The sequence below is a fragment of the Phytohabitans sp. LZ39 genome, assembly GCF_059359075.1.
Map to the genome: position 1 here is coordinate 226,267 of NZ_JCADBM010000011.1, position 21,057 is coordinate 247,323.

A 21,057-nucleotide genomic window follows, 5' to 3' on the forward strand; every position below is an offset into this window, starting at 1 on the left:
CAAGAGATTAGATGACTTGCTCACCTGGTGTCTAGACCTTGATCTCGAACCAGCGAGAGAATGAGCCCGTGTCCACCCCCATGTCCGTTTCGCGCGGCGCCGCGGCGCCCGTGGCCAGGCGAAAGCTCCTCGACGAGGTGACCGACCGGATCCTGGCCCACATCCGCGACGAGGGGCTGCGCCCCGGCGATCGCCTGCCGTCCAACCGGGCGCTCTCCGAGCGCTTCCTCGTCGCCACACCGACCCTGCGCGAGGCGCTGCGCCGCCTCGAGGCCACCGGCGCCGTCGAGATGCGGCACGGTTCCGGCGTGTACGTGCGCGCCGACCTGTCCCGGCTGATCATGGCGAACCCCAACCGGCTGCGCCTCGACGCCACCGCGATCCTCGACCTGCTGGAGGCGCGCGAGCTGATCGAGCCGCACCTGGCCGAGGCGGCCGCCCGGCGCGCCACCGACGCCCAGCTCGACGAGCTCGCCGCGAGCCTCGACCGGGCCGGGCGCTCACTTGGTCAGGACGCGGCGCTGCACGCCGCCAACATGGCCTTCCACCGCACGCTCGGCCGGCTGGCCGGCAACCCCGCGCTGGCCCAGGTGCTCGACTCGCTCATCGACCTGCACGACGAGGAGCAGCGGCACATCCAGGCGCTGTACGGCGACCGCGACCACGACCACCACGTCCACCTGGCGATCCTGGCGGCGGTGCGCGGGCGCACCCCGGTGAAGGCCCGCCGGCTGATGGTCGAGCACCTGCGCGACGTGCGGCGCGTGGTCACCCGGGCCCTGGAGGGGTAGGCGCGTGGGGTGGACCGACCTCCTGAACGCCGGACCGGGCGCCATCCGCCTCGGCCCGGTGGACGTCGACGTCTACCACTGGGCGGAGATGGCCGACACGGTCGTCAACCCGCCGCACCGCCACACGTACTACGAGGTGTGCTGGGTCGAGGACGGCACCGGCGAGTTCACCGTGGACGGCCGCACCCACGCGATCGGGCCGGGCTCGCTGCTGTTCGCGCGGCCGGGCGTACCGCACCGGATCGTCAGTCGCCGCGCGCCGGGCATCCGGCTCGCGTGGGTCGCGTTCCACCTGCGACTGTCCGAAGGCGACGGTGACGTCGCGGCGCTCTTCGAGGCGTTCGCCGGGTCGGCCCGGCCCCTCGCCCACGACGCACACGACCGGGTGGCCGCGCTGTGGGCGGCGCTGCGGGCGACCGGCGGCGGGCCGGCGCTGCCGGGCCAGGAGGCGGCCACCGCGGCGGTCGCGCGGGCGCTGCTCGTCGCGCTCGCCCAGGCGGGTGCGGAGAGCCTGCGGCCGCGGGCGGCCGCCGCGCCCGACGCGGGAGCCGCCGCGGTCCGGCTCGTCCTGCGGTACGTGCAGGACAACCTCGACCGCCCGCTGCCGGTCGAGGAGCTGGCCCGCCACGTGCACCTCTCGCCGCGGCAGCTCTCCCGGCTCTTCGCCGTCCACGTCGGACAGTCCCCGGCCGGATACGTGGAGCACACCCGGCTCGACCACGCGGCCGCCCTGCTGGTCCGCACCGACCTGCCGATCAAGCGGGTCGCGGCGGCGGTCGGCTACGGCGACGTGGCCGGCTTCACCCGCGCGTTCACCCGCCGGCTGGGCGCTCCCCCGGGCCGCTTCCGGGCCGCCGCCGACCTCCGGCCGGTGCTCTCCGTGTCCTGACCTGCCGATGTCCTGATCTGCCAATCAGGTGGCCGGCTGGTCCAAAGACGCCGGCCCGCTGGTGGCGCAGGCTTTCCGGCATGAGCAGACTGACCACTCAGCAAGCCGATCGGTTTCGCACCGACGGCTACGTCCTGTATCGCCAACCCGTCCTGCCGGCCGAGTCGTTCGCCCGCCTCAAGGCCGTCTTCGAGGAGCACCTGGCCGGCGCCTCCCGCGGCGACAGCGGCGAGCTGGACATGCCGCACCAGCGCGACCCGCGGCTGCTCGACTTCCTCCTCGCCGACGAGCTGCTCGACCTCGTCGAACCGGTGATCGGCCCGGACATCGGGCTGTTCGCAAGCGCGTTCCTGTCCAAGGAGGCGTACAGCGGGCGGGCCACGCCGTGGCACGAGGACTCGTACTTCTGGCAGGACCGCTTCGACCGCATGGACCGCATCGCCACGGTGTGGCTGGCGCTCGACCCGGTCGACCGGGAGAACGGCTGCATGCGCGTGCTGCCCGGCAGCCACCTGAGCGCGGGCCGCGAGTACGAGTTTGCCGATCCGGACACGAACTCCTTCGACCGCGTGGTCCAGGGCGACGTCGACGAGGCCAAGGCCGTCGACTTCGAGCTCGACGCCAACCAATGCTCGCTGCACGACGCCCGCATCATCCACGGCGCCACGGCCAACCGCAGCCCGCGCCGCCGGGCGGGTTACACGATCCGGTACTTCTCCCAGGAGCTGCGCTTCGACCCCGACCACCCGCGCAACAAGGGTCACCTGCTGTGGCACGCGCGCGGCCGCAACCTCGCCGGCAACCCGGTCCAGTAGATGGCGGCCGGCGGTGTCGCCGGCGACCTCGACGGGGCCCCGGCCGCCCGCCCGGGCCGATCGGCCGGGGCTTGTCGAATCGGGCACCGCGCCACTCGTCATCGGGTAGGAGGTAAACGATGTTCGACGAGATCTTCCCGATCCTGACCGCGCGCGACCTGCCCGCCGCGCTGGGCTTCTACCGCGACCTGCTGGGCGGCACGGTGACGTACCAGTTTCCGCCGGAGGGCGAGCCGGCTTACGTCGCGGTCGACCTCGGCCGCTCCCACCTGGGCATCGGCCGTCAGGACCAGCCGGGCGACCTGGTCAACGACCGGGTCACCCTCTGGGTCTACGCCGGCGACTGCGACGCGGCGGTCGACCGCCTCCGCGCCGCCGGTGTGCCGGTGCTCCAGGAGCCGGCCGACCAGCCGTGGGGCGAGCGCATGGCCACCGTCACCGACCCGGACGGCAACCGCGTGATCGTGGCGACCCGGGCACCGGCCGGGTGACGCTCACCCGTCCGGGCGGAGGACGAGCACGGCGGCACCCGCCAGCGCGAGCAGGCCCAGCGCGACGCCGCCGGCGGCGCGGCCGGCGCCACCGCCCGGGCGGCCCCGCTCGCGCGCGAACGCGACGACCCCGGTGACCACGGCGGCCAGGCCCAGCGGGATGCCGAGGCCGAAGCAGAACAGCGTCGGGATGGCGACGGCGCCGAGCCCGAGCGACACCACGGCCAGCGGTGGCCGGCCGGAGGGAGCCGGATTGGTCATGGCGTCGACGGTATGGGCGGGTCACGCTCGCCCGGAACGCCCCGCGGAGGTATCCCGCTGTCCCCCCGCGGGAGGACGGACCGCGGCGGTGACCTCCACCTCCAGCACCGCCCCGGGCAGGAACAGCCGGCTGACCTTGACCGTGGTGCTGGCCGGCGGGACGGTCGCCGGCGCGGCCGGGAAGCGGGCGCGCCGGACCGCTCCGTACGCGGGCAGGTCGTCCAGGTCGGTCATGAACGTGCGGATGTGCGCGACGTCGGCGAGCGAGGCACCGTGTGCGGCGAGGATCCCCTCGACGATCTCGAAGATCCGCTCCGCCTGGGCACCGGCGTCGCCGGGCGCGACCACCTCGCCCGCGTCGTCGACGGCGACCTGGCCGGCGAGCATCAGCAGCGCCCCACCGCCGCCGGTGTCCAGGCGGGCCACGTGGGCGAAGCGGTCGCCGAACGGCGCGCCCACGCCGTCCGGGTTGTCCAGGGTCAGGTTCACGGCGACCACGCTAGGGCGGCCGCCCGCATGCGTCCAACGAATGTCTAGCATCACTGCCATGCGCGGCTAGCATGTGTGCGTGGAGACGCGGCTGCTGGAGGTGTTCCGAGCGGTCGCGCGGCTCGGGTCGATCACCGCCGCCGCCCGCGAGCTTCGCTTCACCCAGTCGGCCGTCTCGCGCCAGATCGCCGCGCTGGAGGCGGAGGTCGGCGCGCGGGTCTTCGACCGGCTGCCGCGCGGCGTGGCGCTCACCGAGGAGGGGCGGGCGATACTCCCGCACGCGGAGGCGGTCCTCGACCGGCTCTCCGCCGCGCGGCGCGACCTCGACGCCCTGCGCGGCCTGGGCGGCGGCCGGCTGCGGGTCGGCGCGTTCCCCACCGCCGTCGCGGCGCTCGTCCCGCGGGCGCTCGCCTCCTTCCGCACCGCTTTCCCGGAGGTGGCACTGTCCCTTGTGGAGGGCTTGACGCCGGTACTCCTGGATCGGCTGGAGGCCGGAGACGCGGATGTGGCGGTCGTGAGCTCGTCGCCCGCGGGCCTGGCGCCCGGATCCGGTTTCGACCTGCACCACCTGCTCGACGAGCGGCTGCTCGTGGCGGTCCCGCGCGACCACCGGCTGGCCCGGCGGCGCACGGTGCGCCTCGCCGACCTGGCCGGCGACGCGTTCGTCGTGGGCTCCGCGACGGCCGAGGAGACGCTGCTGCGGGCCAGCCTGCCCAGCGGCTTCCGGCCGCGGATCGACCTCGTGGCGGCCGAGTGGACCGGCAAGCTCGGCCTGGTCGCCGCCGGCCTCGGCGTCGCGCTCGTGCCGGCCCTCGCCGTCCGCGGCACACCCGCCGACATCGCGCTGCTCCGCTTGCACGCCGCCGACGAGTCGGTGCGCCGGGTCTACGCCGCGACCCGCGCCGGCCGCGGCGTCCCGCCCGCCGTGGAGCGGTTTCTCACCCACCTCCGCGCGGCGGCCGATGAGTTCGCGGGCGCCGGGCCGTCTAACCCGGCAAGCTCACGAAGGAGAAATCATGAACAGCCCTGAGACCCGCACCGTCGACGCGCCCGGCGCCACCGTCACCTACGACGTGCGCACCGCCGCGGCGAGCACCGAGCCGCCCCTGCTGATGTTCGGCTCACCGATGGACGCCAGCGGGTTCGCGGCCCTGGCCGACCAGTTCCCGGACCGCACGGTCGTGACCTACGACCCGCGCGGCACCGGCCGCAGCCAGCGGACGGAGAGCGGCGAGTGCACGCCCGAGCAGCACGCCGACGACGTGCGCCGGGTGATCGCCGCGGTCGGCGGCGGGCCGGTCGAGGTCTTCGCCAGCAGCGGCGGCGCGATCAACGCGCTCGCCCTGGTGGCCCGCCACCCGGAGCAGGTGCGCACGCTGGTGGCGCACGAGCCGCCGGCCGCCCAGCTGCTCGAAGACCGCGAGGCGGCGCTGGCCGCCATCCAGGACGTCCGCACCACGTACCTGCGGGACGGTTTCGGCCCGGCGATGGCGAAGTTCATCGCTCTGACGATGTACGACGGGCTGGTGCCGGCGGACTACACCGAGCGCCCCGGGCCGGATCCGGCCACCTTCGGGCTGCCGACCGAGGACGACGGCACGCGCGACGACCCGCTGCTCGCCCAAAACCTCATCACGTGTACCCACTACCAGCCGGACTTCGACGCGCTCGCCGCCGCGTCGACGCGGATCGTGGTCGCGGTGGGCGCCGAGTCGGGTCAGGAGCTGGCCTGCCGCGGCGGCCTGGGTGTGGCGGCACGACTCGGCACCGAGCCGGTCACCCTCCCCGGCCACCACGGCGCCTACCTGCCGCCGGAGTTCGGCATGGGCGGCGACCCGGCCGGCTTCGCCGTGGCCCTGCGGAAGGTGCTCGGCGAGAGCTGATGCCCTTGACCTGATCTGCGGATCGGGGTTATGTCAGGGTCATGGAGGAGCTGACCGTACAGGACACTAACGGCATCCTCCGCCAGCCGTGGGTGCGTCCCTCGCGCACCAGCTCGGGCCTGGGTTGGGAGCACCTGTACGTCTCGACCCAGTGCGAGCGTCCCTACCGGGCGTCGTTCGACGGTGCCCGCAGCCACCTGGTCATCCTGCACCTCAACGGGCCGGTGACCGTGCGCCGCGGGCACCTCGGGCTGACCCGCTCGCGCACGGTCCCGCCCGGCGGCCTCTTCGTGCACCCGGCCGGCAAGGACCTGACCGTCGAGCTCGGCGGCCAGCTCGACACCGTGCACGCGTACCTCACCGACGAGACGCTCCAGGAGGTGCACGACGGCGCGGCGGCGGTCGAGCTGGCCGAGGAGCTGGGCAGCCTCGACCCGCTGCTGGAGCAGCTGCTGCTGACGCTCGACGGGGTGCTGCGGCACTGGGAGCCGTCCGCGCGCACGTACGTCGACCACCTCGGGCACGCGCTCGCCGCGCAGCTCGCCCGCGCGCACAGCGTGACCCCGCGGCCCGGCCCCGTGCCGCCCAGCCGGGCCGGGCTGAGCGAGCGGCAGTGGGCGGCCGTGCGCGACCTCGTGGAGGCGCGCCTGGGCCAGCCGGTGCCGCTGCGCGCGATGGCCGGCGCGGCGGGGCTGAGCGTCAGCCAGTTCGCCCGGCAGTTCAAGACCCGCACCGGCCTCACGCCGCACCAGTTTCTCGTCCGGCGGCGCGTCGACGCCGCCTGTGAGCTGCTGCGCGACACCGTCGTGCCGATCGCCGAGGTGGCGCTGCGGTGCGGCTTCTCCCACCAGGAGCACCTCACCCGCGTCCTCAAGGCCCACCTGCACACCACGCCGGCCGCGATCCGCCGCGAGCGTTTCGTGCAGTGACGACAGCGGAAACATGCAGGACCGCACCGCCACGCCCGTCGCACACTGAGCCATGCGGTCGTTCGAGTTCACGGCGCATCCGGCCCGGGTGGTCTTCGGCGCGGGCACGCTCGACCGGCTGCGCGCCGAGGTCGAACGGCTCGGCGGCACCCGGCCGCTGATCCTGACCACGCCGGAGCTGGCCGCGGTCGCGGACCGGGCGGTTGGGGTGCTCGGCCCGCTCGCGGCGGCCCGCTTCGACGGCGCCGCCATGCACACCCCGGTGGAAGTCACCGAGCGGGCCCTCACCGTGGCGCGCGAGCACAGCGCCGACTGCCTCGTCTCGATCGGCGGCGGCTCCAGCACCGGCCTCGGCAAGGCGCTCGCCGACCGCACCGGGCTGCCGCAGGTCGCGGTGCCCACCACGTACGCCGGCTCGGAGATGACGCCGGTCCTCGGCGAGACCGCCGGCGGTGCCAAGACCACGCGCAGCTCGCCGGCGATCGTGCCGGCCGCCGTCGTGTACGACGTGGAGCTGACGCTCGGCCTGCCGGTGGCGCTCTCGGTCACCAGCGGCGTCAACGCGCTCGCCCACGCGGTCGAGGCGCTCTACGCCCCGCAGGCCAACCCGGTGGTGGACACCTACGCGCTGCGGGCGGTGGCGCTGATCGCCGGCGCGCTGCCCCGGATCGCCGACCGGCCGGACGACCTCGACGCGCGGGCGGACGCGCTCACCGGCGCGTGGTTGGCCGGCATGTGCCTCGGCACGGTCGGCATGGGCCTGCATCACAAGCTCTGCCACGTGCTCGGCGGCTCGTTCGGCCTGCCGCACGCGGAGACGCACACGGTGGTGCTGCCGCACGCCATGGCCTACAACGCGCCCGCGGCGCCGGACGCGATGCGGCGGATCGCGTCCGCTATGGGTGTGGCGGACGCGCCGGCCGGCATGTACGACCTCGTGGCAGGCCTGGGCGGCCCGACCTCCCTCGCCGCGCTGGGGCTCGCGGAGCCGGACCTGACGGCGGCGGCCGAAGAGGCGACCGGAAAGCCCTACCCGAACCCGCGCGAGGTCACGCCGGCCGGCGTCCTCGCCCTGCTGACCGCCGCCTGGCGCGGTACGCGCCCGCCGGCCGTGACCGGACAGCTCACCGAACAGGTCGTGGCCAGCTTCGCCAAGGCGCCCGACCGGCGGGTCGGCGAGCTGCTCGGCGCCCTGGTCCGGCACCTGCACGCGTACGTCCGGGAGAACGACGTCACCGAGGCGGAGTGGCGGGCCGCGATCGACTTCCTGACCCGCACCGGACAGGTGAGCGGCCCGACGCGGCAGGAGTTCATCCTGCTCTCCGACACGCTCGGGGTGTCCAGTGTGGTCGACGTGCTCACCAACTCCCGCACCCCGGACACCACGCCGTCCGCCGTGCTCGGTCCGTTCTACGTGGACGGTCCGCCGGAGGTGCCGCCCGGCACGGACATCTCGGGCGGGCTGCCCGGCGTGCCACTCTGGACGGACGTGCGGATCGCCGGCCCGGACGGCGCGCCCGTGGCCGGCGCGGTCGTCGACGTGTGGCAGTCCAACCAGGACGGTTTCTACGACGTGCAGCTGCCCGACCTGGAGGGTCCGGTGCTCCGCGCCCGCCTCCGTAGCGACGGGTCGGGACGGGTCACCTTCTGGTCGATCCTGCCGTCGGAGTACCCCATTCCGGACGACGGGCCGGTCGGGCAGATGCTCCGGGTCACCGGCCGGCACCAGTACCGGGCCCCACACCTGCACTTCATGATCTCCGCACCGGGCTACCGGCGGCTCGTCACCCAGCTTTTCGTCGCCGGTGGCGCGTACCTCGACTCGGACACCGTCTTCGGCGTCAAGGACGACCTGATCGTCGACTTCGCCGCGCGCCACGGCCCCACCCCGGACGGCCGCGCGGTCGACGGGGAGTGGCGGAGCGTGGAGTTCACCTTCCACTTAGGAGTTTCCGATGCCCGCTGACGTCGAGACCGACGTGCTGGTGGTCGGCAGCGGTCCGGCCGGCGGCGCCGCCGCGCTGCTGCTGAGCACCTACGGCGTCGCCAACATCGTGGTGACCAAGTACGGCCAGCTCTCCGACACACCCCGCGCGCACATCACCAACCAGCGCACCATGGAGGTGCTCCGCGACGCCGGCATCGAGGACAAGGTGGTCGCCAAGGCCACCCCGCAGCACCTGATGGGCGACACGGTCTTCTGCTCCAGCCTCGCCGGCGAGGAGCTGGGTCGGCTGCGCACCTGGTATACGCACCCGCTGCGCCAGGCCGAGCACGACCTCGCGTCGCCGAGCGCGATCTGCGACATGCCACAGCACCTGATGGAGCCGGTGCTCGTGGAGAACGCGATCGCGCGCGGCACCTCGTTCCGCTACCAGACCGAGTACCTGTCGCTGGAGCAGGACCCGGACGGGGTCACCGCGACGGTGCGCGACCGGCTGCGCGGCGACGAGTACCGGATCCGCGCGAAGTACCTCGTCGGCACCGACGGCGGCCGGAGCAAGGTGGCCGAGGACATCGGGCTGCCGATGGTGGGCCGGATGGGCGTCGCCGGCAGCATCAACATCGTCTTCGAGGCCGACCTCACGAAGTACACCGCGTACCGCCCCAGCACGCTCTACTGGGTGCTCCAGACCGGCTCGGACGTCGGCGGCATCGGCATGGGCCTGGTCCGCTGCGTGCGGCCGTGGCACGAGTGGCTGATCGTGTGGGGCTACGACATCGACGGCGCCCCGCCGGACCTCACCGAGGAGTACGCCCGCCGGATCGCGCACCACCTCATCGGCGACGACTCGGTGCCGGTCACCATCCGCTCGTCGTCGACGTGGACGGTCAACCACCAGTACGCCGAGACGTACCACCGGGGACGGGTCTTCTGCGCCGGCGACGCGGTGCACCGCCACCCGCCGTCGAACGGGCTCGGCTCCAACACGTCCATCCAGGACGCGTACAACCTGGCGTGGAAGCTCAAGCTCGTGCTGGACGGCGCGGCCGGCCCGGAGCTGCTCGACACGTACTCGGCCGAGCGGGCCCCGGTGGGCCGGCAGGTCGTCGAGCGCGCCAACCGCAGCATCGGCGAGACCGCCCGCATCTTCGAGGCGCTCGGCCTGCTCTCCACCGGCGACCACGCGCAGCTGCGCCGCAACATGGACGCCCGCAAGCTGCCCACCGCGGACGCGGAGAAGCAGCGCCGGCAGCTGCGCGAGGCGATCGAGCTCAAGAACTACGAGTTCAACACGCTGGGTGTCGAGCTCAACCAGCGGTACGCCTCGACCGCCGTGGTGCCGGACGGCACCCCGCCGCCGATGAACCCCCGCGACGACGAGCTGCACCACCTGGCCACCACCTGGCCCGGCGCGAAGGTGCCGCACGCCTGGGTCGGCCGCGACCGCACCCGGGTATCCACACTGGACCTGGGTGGGCGGGGCCGGTTCACGGTGCTGACCGGCGTCGGCGGCGAAGGCTGGGTGGCCGCCGCGGCGGCGGTCGGCGCCGAGCTCGGCGTGCCGGTCGCCGCGGTGACGATCGGGCCGGGCGCCGACTACGAGGACCTGTACGGCGACTGGGCCCGGCTCCGCGAGGTCGACGACGGCGGCTGCCTGCTGCTCCGCCCCGACAACCACGTCTGCTTCCGCGCCCGCGCCGCCGCCCGCGACGAGACGACTACCCTCCGTGACGCCCTCCGCCAGGTACTCAGCCTGGGTCCGTGACGGATTGGACGGATCGGCCAGCGGGTATCCCTCCGGTAAGCGACGCCCGTCAGGGCTTCGACGACGGAAGGGGCAGGCCATGGGCCTGGACGACAAGATCGACAACAAGACCGAGGAAATGGGCGGCAAGGTCAAGGAGCACGTGGGCAAGGCCACGGACGACGAGGACCTCGAGGCCGAGGGCAAGGTGGACCAGAGCGCCGCCGACCTCAAGCAGGCCGGCGAGAAGGTCAAGGACGCCTTCCGCGACTGAGCACGCCCACGGAGAGGGCCGCGGCGCTGGCCGCGGCCCTCCGTCGTGCGGTGACTTGGCCGGCCGACTAACCCGAACGGATCAACCTGGGTGGGCCATTGGGCCAGGTTCCGGGCGCCGGCCCGGCCGCCGGCCACCGCATTGACCTCGTGAAATGCGTCGATCCGGCGGGTCGACCGGGCCGACCGCGCGGCGTTGACAGGCCCTCACCCATGGCTAGACTGCTGTCTACCGCAAGCTATGGGAGCGCTCCCACACGGCTCCCGCGTGGGCGCGACACGAGGGGGCCTCTACATTGGACGAACTGTGCGTTGCCGTGGCCGCCAGCTTCACGGCAGACCCGGTCGACGAGTCGCTGCGCCACTGGTGGGACGAGCTCGGCGTGCCGGCCCGCACCGCTTTCGCGCCGTACAACCAGGTCTTCCAGGCGCTGCTCGACGGCGACGGACCCCTCGCCGCCAACCGGCACGGCGTCAACGTGGTGCTGGTCCGCCTCGACCGGTGGCGGGACGCCGAGGCCGACGACCTCGCCGCCGCCGTGCGGCACAGCGCCGGCCGCGCGCCGGTACCCCATCTCGTGGTCTGCTGCCCACCCCCGCCCGGCACCTCCGCCGCGGCCGCCGAGACCCGCCTCGCCGCGGCCCTCTCCGCCGACCCGCGCGTGCGGGTCGTGACCAGCGCCGACCTGGCCGCGCTCTACCCCGTGGCCGACTACTTCGACGCCTACGGCGAGCGGTCCGCGGACGTGCCGTACACGCGGGCGATGTTCGCCGCGCTCGGCACCGTGGTGGCCCGCGCGGCGCACGCGTGGCTCACACCACGCCCCAAGGTGATCGCGGTCGACGCCGACAACACGCTGTGGGACGGCGTCGTGGGCGAGGACGGCACGTTCGGCGTGCGGGTCCCGGCCGCCCGCCGCGCGTTCCAGGAGCTGCTGCTCGCCCAGCGGGCCGCCGGCCGGCTCATCGCCATATGCAGCAAGAACACCGAGGCCGACGTGCTCGCCGTGCTGGCCGACCACCCGGACATGGTGCTGCGCCCCGAGCACGTGACCGCGCACCGGATCGACTGGCGCCCCAAGTCGGCCAACCTCGCCGCGCTCGCCGCCGAGCTCGACCTCGGTCTCGACGCGTTCGTCTTCCTCGACGATAACCCGGTCGAGGTCGCCGAGGTGCGCGCCGCCCACCCGGAGGTGCTCGCGCTCACCCTGCCCCTCGACGGCGTCGCCGACTACCTGCGGCACTGCTGGCCGCTCGACCACACCGCGGTCACCGACGATGACCGCGAGCGGGCCGAGCGCTACGCGGTGGAGGCCCGCCGCCGGGCCGCGCGCACCGCCGCGCCGTCGATGGCGAGCTTTCTCGACGGGCTCGGCCTCGTCGTCGACGTGCGGCCGATGGCGCCCGCCGACCTCGCCCGCACCGCGCAGCTCACCCAGCGCACCAACCAGTTCAACCTCACGACGGTACGCCGGACGGCGGCCGAACTGTCCACGGTGGACGTGCTCGTGGTCGACGTGGCGGACCGGTTCGGCTCGTACGGCCAGGTCGGCGTCGTCGTCCACGAGGTCTGGGGCGACCGGCTGGCCGTGGAGACGTTCCTGCTGAGCTGCCGGGTGCTCGGGCGCGGCGTGGAGCACCGGGTCCTCGCCATGCTCGGCGCGCACGCCGCCAACTGGGGGCTCACCGAGATCGCCCTCGCCTACGCACCTACCGACCGCAACCGCCCCGCGTACGACTTCCTGACCGGGCTGCCCGGCGTACGCCGCGAGGGGGACGCGTTCGTGCTGTCCACCGTGGACGCGCTCGGGGCACGGTACGAGCCGCCCGCGGCCGCGCCGCCGGCCGCCGTCGAGTCGACGGCCGTGCCGGGCCGGCCCGCCGACGCCGAGCGCGTGCACCGGATCGCGAGCGGGCTCACCTCCGCCGCCGCGGTGCTGGCCGCGATCGACTCCCGGCACGCCGCCGCCACCGTCGAGACCGACGACCCGACCGAGGCGCGGGTCGCCGCGATCTGGGCCGAGCTGCTCGACTTCCCGCCGACGTCGGTGCACGACAACTTCCACGAACTGGGCGGCCACTCGCTCGCGCTGGTGCGCTTCGCCGTCCGGGTCCGCGACGACTTCGGCGTGGAACTGCCGGTCGACGCGCTGTTCACCGACGCGTTCACGGTGGCCGACATCGCCCGCACGATCAAGCGGCACGAGTCGGCCGGCCTCGACGACCTGCTCGCCGAGCTGGAACAGCTGTCCGACGACGAGGTCCGCGCGCTGCTCGATGCCGACCGCTGAACCATGGGCACGTTCCTGGTAACCACGTACGGCACGAACGGCGACGTGCTGCCGTTCATCCGGATCGGGCAGGCGCTGCGCCGGCGCGGCCACGAGGTCGTCCTGCACACGCACGCGTACTACGGCGCCACCGCCCGCGCGGCCGGCCTCGACTTCGTGGCGGTGGACACCGAGGAGGAGTACGCCCGCACCCTGCACGACTCCCGGCACCTGCTGCTCGACGTGCTCGCGGACGTCAACCACCTGGCCGAGTTCTACGAGCGCAACGGCCTGTGGGAGCAGATCCGCCGGGAGTACGAGTCGATGGCCGCCCTGGCCCGGGCGCGCGAGCTGGGCCAGGTGGTGGCGGTGAGCCGGCACACCTCCGGCCTGTCCGCGCTGATGCTGCGCGAGTCCCACGGCGTGCCGGCGGCCTGGCTCGCCCTCTCCCCCACGCTCTTCATGGCCGTGCCGCTGACCGAGCGCCTCTTCCCGCAGACCCTCGCCGGTCCGGCCGGCCGGGTCCGCGCCGCCGTCGGGCTGTCCACCGTGGACGACTGGGCGACCTGGCTCTCCTCGGCCGACCTCCAGATGGGGCTCTGGCCGGACTGGTTCGACACGGCGGGCGAGCCGGCACCGGCCGGTGCGGCGCTGCCCGGCTTCGTGACGCACGACGACGCGGAGACCGGCGACCTGCCGGCCGAGGTGACCGCCCTTGTCGAGTCCGGCCGCGGCCCGGTGCTGCTGACCGGCGGCTCAGGGCAGCTGCTGCACCGGGAGTGGTACCGGGTCGCCGCCGAGGCCTGCGCGCTGGCCAGCCGGCCGGGCATCCTGGTCTGCCGCCACCGCGACATGGTGCCGGACCCACTGCCCGAGGGCGTGATCTGGCAGCCGTCGCTGCCCTTCCGCACGTTGATGCCGCGGGTCGCCGCCGTCGTGCACCACGGCGGGGTGCTCACCTGCGCGCGGGCGATCGCGTCCGGCACGCCGCAGGTGATCCTCGCGCACGGCACCGACCGGCCGGACAACGCCGCCCGGCTGCGGCGGCTGGGCCTCGCCGAGTGGCTGCCGGCCGCCCGCTGGACCCCGGACGCGGCCGCCGGCCTCATCCGGAAGGTGCTCGACGACCCCGGGTACGCGGCCCGCAACCGGGATCGGGCACCGCTCGTCGACTCGACCGCCGCCGTCGAGGCGGCGTGCGACCGGCTCGAAGGTTTGCTCGGGGCCCGGGTGACGGCGGCACCGGTCACGACCGCGAAGGAGGCATCCGTGCGCGACCGGATCCAGCGGCTCTCGCCCGAGCAACGCGCCGCGCTCCTCAAACGCCTGCGGCCGGTGCCGCGTCCACCCAGGACGGAGGGCGAGGAGGAGTTCGAGTGCTCGTACCACCAGCGGCGCGCCTGGCTCGCCGCCCAGGTGGACCCGGACGGCGCGAGCGCGCACGTGGCGACCGCGATCCGGCTGCGCGGGCCGGTGGACGTGGCCGCCCTCGCCGCCGCCGTCGACGAGGTGGTGGCCCGGCACGACGGCCTGCGGACCGTGCCGGTGCCCGGCGCGGAGGAGCCCCGGCAGCGGGTCGTCGGCGGCCTGCGCTCCCCGCTGCGGGTGGAGTCCACGGTGGACGTCGACGCCTTTCGCGCCGAGCCGTTCGACCTGCGCGACGGGCCGCTGGTCCGGATGGGGCTGCTCAAGGACGGCGTCTTCGTGCTGGTCGGCCACCACTTCGTCATGGACGCCGCGTCGCTCGGCATCGTCGCCGGCGAGGTCGCGGCCGCGTACTCCGCGCGGGTCACCGGCGCCGAACCGGCGTTCGACGGGCCGCCGGTGCAGTACCCGGACGTCGCCGTGCACCAGCGCCGCCGGCTCGCGGGCGGCGGGCTGGAGCGGTCGATCGCCTACTGGCGCTCCACTCTGGACGGAGCCGGCCCGCCCGCCGCGCTGCCGCTGCCGCCGCCCGCCACGCCCCGGGATGGTACCGGCGAGGCGGTCCGCATGCTCGCGCCCGACCTCGCCAAGCGGCTCGCCACCGCGGCCGGCGGCGCTGGGCGGCTCAGCCTGGCACCGATCCTGCTGACCGCGTACCAGCTGCTGCTCGGGCGCTACCTGGGCCGCCACGACGTGCCGATCGGCGTCTTCGTCGGCGGGCGCACCGAACCCGGCGCCGAGCGGGTCGTCGGCGACTTCACCAACATCGTCGCGGTCCGCGCCGACCTCGGCGGCGAGCCGTCGTTTCCGGACGCGGTGCGGTGGGTCGGCGAGGCGTTCGCCGGGGCGCTGGCGCACCAGGACGCGCCGTTCGAGGCGGTCGTCGCCGCGCTCGCGCCGCCGCGGGTGCCGGGGCGGCCACCGCTCGTCGGGTTCGGCTTCAGCATGCAGGACCACCGGCTGCACGACATCCCGTGGGCCGGACTGACCGCCGAGGTGCTGCCCGTGGCGGCCGGACACTCCCATGTGGACCTCACGCTGATCGCGATGCCGACGGCCACCGGCGAGGTCAAGCTCGTCTTCGAGTACCCCGCCGGCCGGTTCGCCGCCGAGCCGGTGGAGGCGCTCGCCACCCGCTACCACGACCTGCTGCGGCTGCTCGCCGGCGGGCCGGACCGCATCGTCGACGAGGCGGTGCTGGCGAGCGTGCCCGAGCCGGTGGCGGTGCCACTGGCGGCCGCCGCTCCCCCGCCGCTTCCCGTGGAGTACGTGCCGCCCCGCACCGAGGGCGAGGAGCTCGTCGCCGGCGTGGTCGCCGAGGTGCTCGGCCTGGAGAAGGTCGGCACCCACCACGACTTCTTCGCGCTCGGCGGCCACTCGCTGCACGCCATGCGGGTGATCGGCCGGATCAACGCGGCGACCGGGCTGGACGTGCCGGTCCGGCTGCTCTTCACCCACCCGACCGTCGCCGGCCTGACCGAGGCCCTCGAGGAGCTGGCCCGATGACGTCGGCGCTGGCGCGGCGCTGGAAGGCGGCCGCCCCCGCCATCACGCGCGAAGGCGGGCCGCCGCCGCTTTCCTACGCCCAGGAGCGGATGTGGTTCCTGGAGCAGTACTCCCCGGGCACCGCGACGTACCACATGTGGCTGCCGCTGCGGGTGTCCGGCCCGCTCTCCCTGCCCGCCCTGCGGGCCGCGCTCGACGCGCTCGCCGCCCGGCACGACAGCCTGCGGATGCGTTTCCCGTCCACTGTGGATGGCCAGCCGCTGGTCGAGGTGGCCGCGCCCGCGCCGGTCCCGCTCGACGTCCTGCGCGCCGACGGCGAGGCGGAGGCCCGCGCGGTACTCGCCCGGGCGGTGGCCGCGCCGTTCGACCTCGCGGCCGGGCCGCTCTTCCGCGCCGCGCTCGTCCCGCTCGCCCCGGACGACCACGTGCTCTGCCTGACGATGCACCACATCGTCAGCGACGGCTGGTCCACCGAGCTGATCCTGGACGAGCTGGGCGCGCTCTACGACGCCGCGCGCACCGGCGTGCCGGCCGGCCTGGCCGAGCTCTCCATCGGGTACGGCGACTGGGCCCGCTGGCAGCGCGCGCTCGGCTCGACCGAGCGCGACCTGGCGTACTGGCGGGAGCGGCTGGCCGGCGTGCCCGCCCTGGAGCTGCCCACCGATCGGCCCTACCCGCCGGAGCAGACGTCGTCCGGGGCGGTGCACACGTTCCGGCTCGACGCCGCGCTGACCGGGGCGCTCGCCGCCGTCGGCCGGGCCGGCGGCGCGACCCCGTTCATGGTGCTGCTCGCCGGTTTCCAGGCCCTGCTCGGCTGGTACGCGGGTCAGGACGACTTCGCCGTCGGCGTGCCGGTCTCCGGGCGCGGGCAGCCGCAGGCCGAGGGCCTCGTCGGGCTGTTCGTCAACACCGTCGTGTTCCGCGCCGACCTCGACGGCGACCCGTCCTTCGCCGAGCTGCTCGGCCGGGTGCGGGAGGCGGCGATCGACGGGTTCGCGCACCAGGAGCTGCCGTTCGAGCGGCTGGTCAGCGAGCTGAAAGTGACCCGCGACGTGCGGCGGCCGCCGGTCTTCCAGGTCAGCTTCGCGATGCAGAACTACACCAAGGGCCGGGACGGGCGGCTCGGGTCGCTCGCGGTGGCCCCGTTCGACGTGGCGCCGTCGACGACCCGGCACGAGCTGGCGCTGTACCTGCACCACGACGGCGACGACCTGACCGGCACCGTCACCTACAACACCGACCTCTTCGACGCGGCGACGGTGGCGACGCTCTTCGCCCGCTACCGCGCACTGCTGCGCCAGGTCTCCGCCGCGCCGTCGGCACCGCTGTCCACACTGGACCTACTGACCCCCGCCGAGCACGAGCGGCTGGCGTCGCTCTCCGGCGAGCCGGGAGAGGCGCCGCCGCCGGCCCTGCTGACCGACCGGTTCGACGAGTGGGTCGCCCGCACGCCGGACGCGCCCGCCGTGGACACGCTCACCTACCGGCGCCTCGACCGGCTCGCGAACGGCCTCGCGCTACGGCTGCGCGGGTTGGGCGTCGGGCCGGACGCGCGGGTCGGCATCTGCCTGGCCCAGTCGACCGCCTCCGCGGTGGCCGTACTCGGCGTGCTCAAGGCCGGCAGCGCCTACCTGCCCCTCGACCCGGAGCAGCCGCCGGCCCGCCTGGCGTACCTGCTCGCCGACGCGGGCGCCGAGGTGCTGCTCACGTCACCGGACCTGGCCGGCCTGTTCGAGGCCTTCGGCGGCACGGTCCTCACCGACGTGACCGGCGGCGAGTCCGGGCCGCTCCCGCCGGTCGCCCAACCCGACAACCTCGCCTACGTCATCTACACCTCCGGCTCGACCGGCCAGCCCAAGGGCGTCGCCGTCCAACACCGCCAGCTCGTGCGCTACCTCGACGGGGTGCGCGAACGGCTGGACATCGTGGACGGTGCCGCCTACGGGCTGATGCAGTCGCTGTCGTTCGACTTCGCGGTCACGATGTTCTACCTGGCGCTCGCCACCGGCGGCCAGGTGCACCTGATCCCCCGCCGGGCCACCGCGCAGGAGGTGGCCGCACACCTGGCCGTCGCCCGGATCGACTACCTCAAGCTGACCCCGTCGCACCTCGCCGCGCTCGCCGCCGAGGTGCCGGCCCGCGACCTGCTCCCGCGCCGGGCGCTGCTGCTCGGCGGGGAGGCGTCCCGCGCCGACTGGACCCGGGAGCTTGCCGGCCTCTCCCCCGCAGCGGTGGTCAACCACTACGGACCGACCGAGGCGACGGTCGGCGTCACCACGTACGAGGTGCGACCCGACGTCGACCCGGGCTCGGTCACCACGCCGATCGGCCGCCCGCTGCCACACGCCCGCGTGTACGTGCTCGACCGGCTGCTGCGGCCGGTGCCGGAGGGCGCGGTCGGCGAGCTGTTCCTCGGCGGCGACCGGCTGGCCCGCGGCTACCTGGGCCGCCCCGAGCTGACCGCGTCACGGTTCGTGGAGACGGCGGCGTACGGCCGGCTCTACCGCACCGGCGACCTGGCCCGCTGGCTGCCCAGCGGCGACCTGGAGTTTCTCGGCCGGCGCGACCACCAGGTGAAGCTCCGCGGCTACCGGATCGAGCTCGGCGAGATCGAGGCCGCCCTCGCCGCCCTGCCCGAGGTGACCCAGGCCGCCGTCGTGGTGCACGGCGAGCGGCTCGTCGCCTACCTGGAGCGGGCCGGCGCGACCGAGCCGCCGATCAGGGAGCGGCTGGCCGGCACGCTGCCGGAGTACATGCTGCCGGCCCAGGTGGTGTGGCTCGACGCGCTGCCCCGGATGGCGCACGGCAAGGTCGACCGGTCCGCGCTGCCGGCGCCGTCCGCGGCGCCAGGCGCCGCGTTCGTCCCGCCGGACGGACCCGTCGAGGAGGCGATCGCCGAGGTCTGGCGGGATCTGCTCGGCGTCGAACGGGTCGGCGCGCACGACGACTTCTTCGCGCTCGGCGGGCACTCGCTGCTCGCCATCCAGGTGGTGAGCCGGCTGCGCGGGCGGCTGCCGGCCCCGGTCACCGCGATGGACCTGTTCAAGCACCCGACCGTGCGCGGGCTGGCCCGCCTCGGCTCGCGATCGGGCCCCCGCCCGCTGCTGCACGAGCTGACCCGCGGCTCAGCGGCCGCGACCCGGTCGCTGGTCTGCGTGCCGTACGGCGGCGCCAGCGCGGTGGTGTACCAGCCACTCGCCGACGCGCTGCCGGACGGCGTGCGGCTCTGGTCGGTCGCCGTGCCCGGCCACGACCTCGGCGTCGCGGAGGAGGCGCAGCCGCTCGACGAGGTGGCCGCGCGGGTGACCGAGGAGGTGCTGAGCCGGGTCGGCGGCCCACTCGTCCTCTATGGACACTGCGGCCCCGGCGCCGCGCTGACCGTCGAGGTGGCCCGCCGGCTGGAGGCGGCCGGCCGCACCCTCGACGCGGTCTTCCTCGGCGGCGTCTTCCCGTTCGCGCGCCCCAAGGTGGCCTCGCTCTTCCGCTTCGAACGGCTCCGCTCCGACACCGTCTACGCGAACTGGCTCCAGTCGATGGGCGCCGACGTCGGCGCGCTCGAACCGGACCAGCGCCGGCACCTGATCCGGGCCATGCGCCGCGACGCCGAGGAGGCGGAGGCGTACTTCACCCGCCTGCTCGCCTCCAGCGTCGCCCCCCTCGACGCCCCGATCGTCTCCGTCGTGGGTGAGAAGGACCCGGGCACCGACTACTACCAGGAGCGCTTCCGGGAGTGGGGCTTCCTCTCCCCGCGCACCGGCCTCGTCGTGCTGGACGAGGCGGGGCACTACTTCCTGAAGTACCGGGCGGCCGAGCTGGCCGGCATCGTGACCGGCGAGGTGCCGGTAGCGGCCTCGGACGTGCCGGCTGTCGCGGGACCGCGGCCGAGCATGGGCCGCTTCCTCGCCGTCGCCGCCGGCCAGCTCGTGTCCATGACCGGCACCGCACTGACCGAGTTCGCGCTGCCCATCTGGGCCTACCTGGAGACCCAGTCACTGCTGCGCTTCGCGCTGTTCGCCGTGGCGGGCGTACTGCCCGGCATCCTCGTGGCACCGGTCGCGGGCGCGCTGGTCGACCGCGGCGACCGCCGCCGCGCGCTGATCGGCGCGAGCGTCCTGGCCGGACTGATCCAGGCCGCCCTCGCGGTGCTGCTCGCCACGGGCGCGCTCGGCTCGGCCGTCCTCTATGGACTGCTGGCCGCGCTGTCGGTGGCGCTCACCTTGCAGCGCCTCGCGTACACGTCCGCCGTGCCCCAGCTCGTGCCCAAACACTACTTAGGACACGCGAACGGGGTGGTGCAGCTGGCGACCGGGGCGGCGCAGTTCCTGGTGCCGCTCGTCGCGGTGGCGCTGCTGCACTCGCTCGGCATGCTCGGCATCCTGCTGCTCGACGTGGCCAGCTACGCCGCCTGCGTGGCCGTACTGCTGGCGATCCGCTTCCCGCGCACGATGGCGTGGCGCCGCCGGGAGACCGTGCTCGCCGAGATCCGCGGCGGCTACCACTACTTCTTCCGCCGCCCCGGCCTGCGCGCGATGCTGCTCTTCTTCGTCGGCCTCAACGCACCCCTCGCCGCGGTACTCGTGCTTGTCTCCCCACTCGTGCTGGCCGTCGGCTCACTGGCCGACGCCGGCCGCGTGGCGATGGTGTCGGCGGCCGGCGCGATCGCCGGCGGCCTGGTGATGGCGCTGTGGGGCGGCCCCAAACGCCACCGGATGCGCGGCCTGCTGTGGGCGGCGGCCGGCATAGCCGCGGCCGCCGCGGTGACCGGCCTGCGCCCGTCGGTAGCGCTGATCGCCGCCGGCACGTTCTGCCTTTCGTTCGCGCTGGTGCTGGTCAACGGCGCCTGGATCACGATCATCCACACCAAGGTGCCGCAGCGCTTCCACGCCCGCGTGATCGCCCTCAACCAGATGGTCGCGCTCTCGGTGCTCTCCCTCGGCTACCTGCTGGCACCCCTCGCCAGCGCCGCGCTGCAACCCCTCGTCGCCCCGGACGGCCTCCTCGCCGGCTCGGTCGGCGCGCTGATCGGCACCGGCGCCGGCCGCGGCACCGGCCTGCTCTACCTGCTCTGCGCGGTCGCGATGGCCACACTCGTCGCGGTGTCGCTGCGCACGCCGGTGCTGGCCCACTTCGACCGCGACGTCCCCGACGCCGAACCCGACGACCTCGTCGGCCTGGCCGCCCTCTCCAACCGCACAACGCCCCACTAGATCTTTCGGTGTCGAGGACGGCCAACGGCGGACGGGTGAGGCCGCGGGAGCAGCGGTCTGGACCACGACGGACATCGCGGTAGCTCAATCTCTCTCCAAATGAGGGATTCGATGGTCGAAGCCACCCCGGCTCCGAATC

15 protein-coding genes are annotated in these 21,057 nt (G+C 74.5%); 13 read left to right on the forward strand and 2 right to left on the reverse strand.

The window, feature by feature from the left end; genetic code table 11:
* Positions 1 to 68: 68 nt before the first annotated feature.
* The 4 genes from AC5L36_RS22420 (at position 69) to AC5L36_RS22435 (ending at position 2,986) form a co-directional block, all read left to right on the forward strand.
* A complete protein-coding gene (locus AC5L36_RS22420) occupies positions 69 to 791 on the forward strand; it encodes a FadR/GntR family transcriptional regulator (RefSeq protein WP_441218641.1) in 723 nt (240 codons plus the stop codon).
* A 4-nt stretch (positions 792 to 795) separates the two neighbouring features.
* Entirely contained in the window at positions 796 to 1,680 is an 885-nt protein-coding gene (locus tag AC5L36_RS22425; protein WP_441218643.1) for a helix-turn-helix domain-containing protein, read from the forward strand.
* An 80-nt stretch (positions 1,681 to 1,760) separates the two neighbouring features.
* Complete coding sequence (locus AC5L36_RS22430) at positions 1,761 to 2,495, forward strand: phytanoyl-CoA dioxygenase family protein (protein WP_441218644.1); 735 nt, start codon at positions 1,761 to 1,763, stop codon at positions 2,493 to 2,495.
* Positions 2,496 to 2,614: 119 nt separating this feature from the next.
* Positions 2,615 to 2,986, forward strand: coding sequence for a VOC family protein (locus tag AC5L36_RS22435; RefSeq protein ID WP_441218646.1), 372 nt, complete (start codon positions 2,615 to 2,617; stop codon positions 2,984 to 2,986).
* Between the two features lie 3 nt (positions 2,987 to 2,989).
* On the opposite strand, the gene AC5L36_RS22440 is transcribed toward AC5L36_RS22435, so the two are convergent.
* Complete coding sequence (locus tag AC5L36_RS22440; RefSeq protein WP_441218648.1) at positions 2,990 to 3,247, reverse strand: hypothetical protein; 258 nt, start codon at positions 3,245 to 3,247, stop codon at positions 2,990 to 2,992.
* Between the two features lie 21 nt (positions 3,248 to 3,268).
* Positions 3,269 to 3,736: a RidA family protein gene (locus tag AC5L36_RS22445; protein WP_441218650.1), complete on the reverse strand. Its 468-nt coding sequence runs from the start codon at positions 3,734 to 3,736 to the stop codon at positions 3,269 to 3,271.
* A 79-nt stretch (positions 3,737 to 3,815) separates the two neighbouring features.
* Between AC5L36_RS22445 and AC5L36_RS22450 the strand changes: the two genes are divergently transcribed.
* The 9 genes from AC5L36_RS22450 to AC5L36_RS22490 all read left to right on the forward strand — a co-directional run bounded on the left by AC5L36_RS22450 (position 3,816) and on the right by AC5L36_RS22490 (position 20,918).
* Positions 3,816 to 4,766 carry a LysR family transcriptional regulator gene (locus AC5L36_RS22450; RefSeq protein WP_441218652.1) on the forward strand — a complete coding sequence of 317 codons (951 nt, stop codon included), beginning with the start codon at positions 3,816 to 3,818 and terminating at the stop codon, positions 4,764 to 4,766.
* The gene (locus tag AC5L36_RS22455; protein ID WP_441218653.1) at positions 4,753 to 5,619 is read left to right on the forward strand and encodes an alpha/beta fold hydrolase; all 867 of its coding nucleotides are present in this window, start codon (positions 4,753 to 4,755) and stop codon (positions 5,617 to 5,619) included. Before AC5L36_RS22450 ends, AC5L36_RS22455 begins: the two co-directional genes overlap by 14 nt.
* A gap of 41 nt (positions 5,620 to 5,660) precedes the next feature.
* Positions 5,661 to 6,548 carry a helix-turn-helix domain-containing protein gene (locus tag AC5L36_RS22460; protein ID WP_441218655.1) on the forward strand — a complete coding sequence of 296 codons (888 nt, stop codon included), beginning with the start codon at positions 5,661 to 5,663 and terminating at the stop codon, positions 6,546 to 6,548.
* Positions 6,549 to 6,600: 52 nt separating this feature from the next.
* Entirely contained in the window at positions 6,601 to 8,514 is a 1,914-nt protein-coding gene (locus AC5L36_RS22465; protein WP_441218657.1) for a maleylacetate reductase and hydroxyquinol 1,2-dioxygenase domain-containing protein, read from the forward strand.
* Positions 8,504 to 10,258 carry an FAD-dependent oxidoreductase gene (locus tag AC5L36_RS22470; protein ID WP_441218658.1) on the forward strand — a complete coding sequence of 585 codons (1,755 nt, stop codon included), beginning with the start codon at positions 8,504 to 8,506 and terminating at the stop codon, positions 10,256 to 10,258. The genes AC5L36_RS22465 and AC5L36_RS22470 overlap by 11 nt, the downstream gene beginning before the upstream one ends.
* A 79-nt stretch (positions 10,259 to 10,337) precedes the next feature.
* Complete coding sequence (locus AC5L36_RS22475) at positions 10,338 to 10,511, forward strand: CsbD family protein (protein ID WP_441218660.1); 174 nt, start codon at positions 10,338 to 10,340, stop codon at positions 10,509 to 10,511.
* A gap of 316 nt (positions 10,512 to 10,827) precedes the next feature.
* Positions 10,828 to 12,801, forward strand: coding sequence for an HAD-IIIC family phosphatase (locus AC5L36_RS22480; protein ID WP_441218662.1), 1,974 nt, complete (start codon positions 10,828 to 10,830; stop codon positions 12,799 to 12,801).
* A gap of 3 nt (positions 12,802 to 12,804) precedes the next feature.
* Positions 12,805 to 15,711 carry a condensation domain-containing protein gene (locus tag AC5L36_RS22485; protein WP_441218664.1) on the forward strand — a complete coding sequence of 969 codons (2,907 nt, stop codon included), beginning with the start codon at positions 12,805 to 12,807 and terminating at the stop codon, positions 15,709 to 15,711.
* Positions 15,708 to 20,918: a non-ribosomal peptide synthetase gene (locus tag AC5L36_RS22490; protein ID WP_441218665.1), complete on the forward strand. Its 5,211-nt coding sequence runs from the start codon at positions 15,708 to 15,710 to the stop codon at positions 20,916 to 20,918. The genes AC5L36_RS22485 and AC5L36_RS22490 overlap by 4 nt, the downstream gene beginning before the upstream one ends.
* The last annotated feature ends 139 nt before the right edge of the window (positions 20,919 to 21,057 follow it).

Excerpts from the sequence above, each read along its gene's own strand:
- AC5L36_RS22460 (WP_441218655.1), top strand. The coding sequence starts at position 5,661 with ATGGAGGAGCTGACCGTACAGGACACTAACGGCATCCTCCGCCAGCCG.
- AC5L36_RS22465 (WP_441218657.1), top strand. The coding sequence starts at position 6,601 with ATGCGGTCGTTCGAGTTCACGGCGCATCCGGCCCGGGTGGTCTTCGGC.
- AC5L36_RS22435 (WP_441218646.1), top strand. The coding sequence starts at position 2,615 with ATGTTCGACGAGATCTTCCCGATCCTGACCGCGCGCGACCTGCCCGCC.
- AC5L36_RS22470 (WP_441218658.1), top strand. The coding sequence starts at position 8,504 with ATGCCCGCTGACGTCGAGACCGACGTGCTGGTGGTCGGCAGCGGTCCG.
- AC5L36_RS22490 (WP_441218665.1), top strand. The coding sequence starts at position 15,708 with ATGACGTCGGCGCTGGCGCGGCGCTGGAAGGCGGCCGCCCCCGCCATC.
- AC5L36_RS22430 (WP_441218644.1), top strand. The coding sequence starts at position 1,761 with ATGAGCAGACTGACCACTCAGCAAGCCGATCGGTTTCGCACCGACGGC.
- AC5L36_RS22475 (WP_441218660.1), top strand. The coding sequence starts at position 10,338 with ATGGGCCTGGACGACAAGATCGACAACAAGACCGAGGAAATGGGCGGC.
- AC5L36_RS22485 (WP_441218664.1), top strand. The coding sequence starts at position 12,805 with ATGGGCACGTTCCTGGTAACCACGTACGGCACGAACGGCGACGTGCTG.
- AC5L36_RS22440 (WP_441218648.1), bottom strand. The coding sequence starts at position 3,247 with ATGACCAATCCGGCTCCCTCCGGCCGGCCACCGCTGGCCGTGGTGTCG.
- AC5L36_RS22455 (WP_441218653.1), top strand. The coding sequence starts at position 4,753 with ATGAACAGCCCTGAGACCCGCACCGTCGACGCGCCCGGCGCCACCGTC.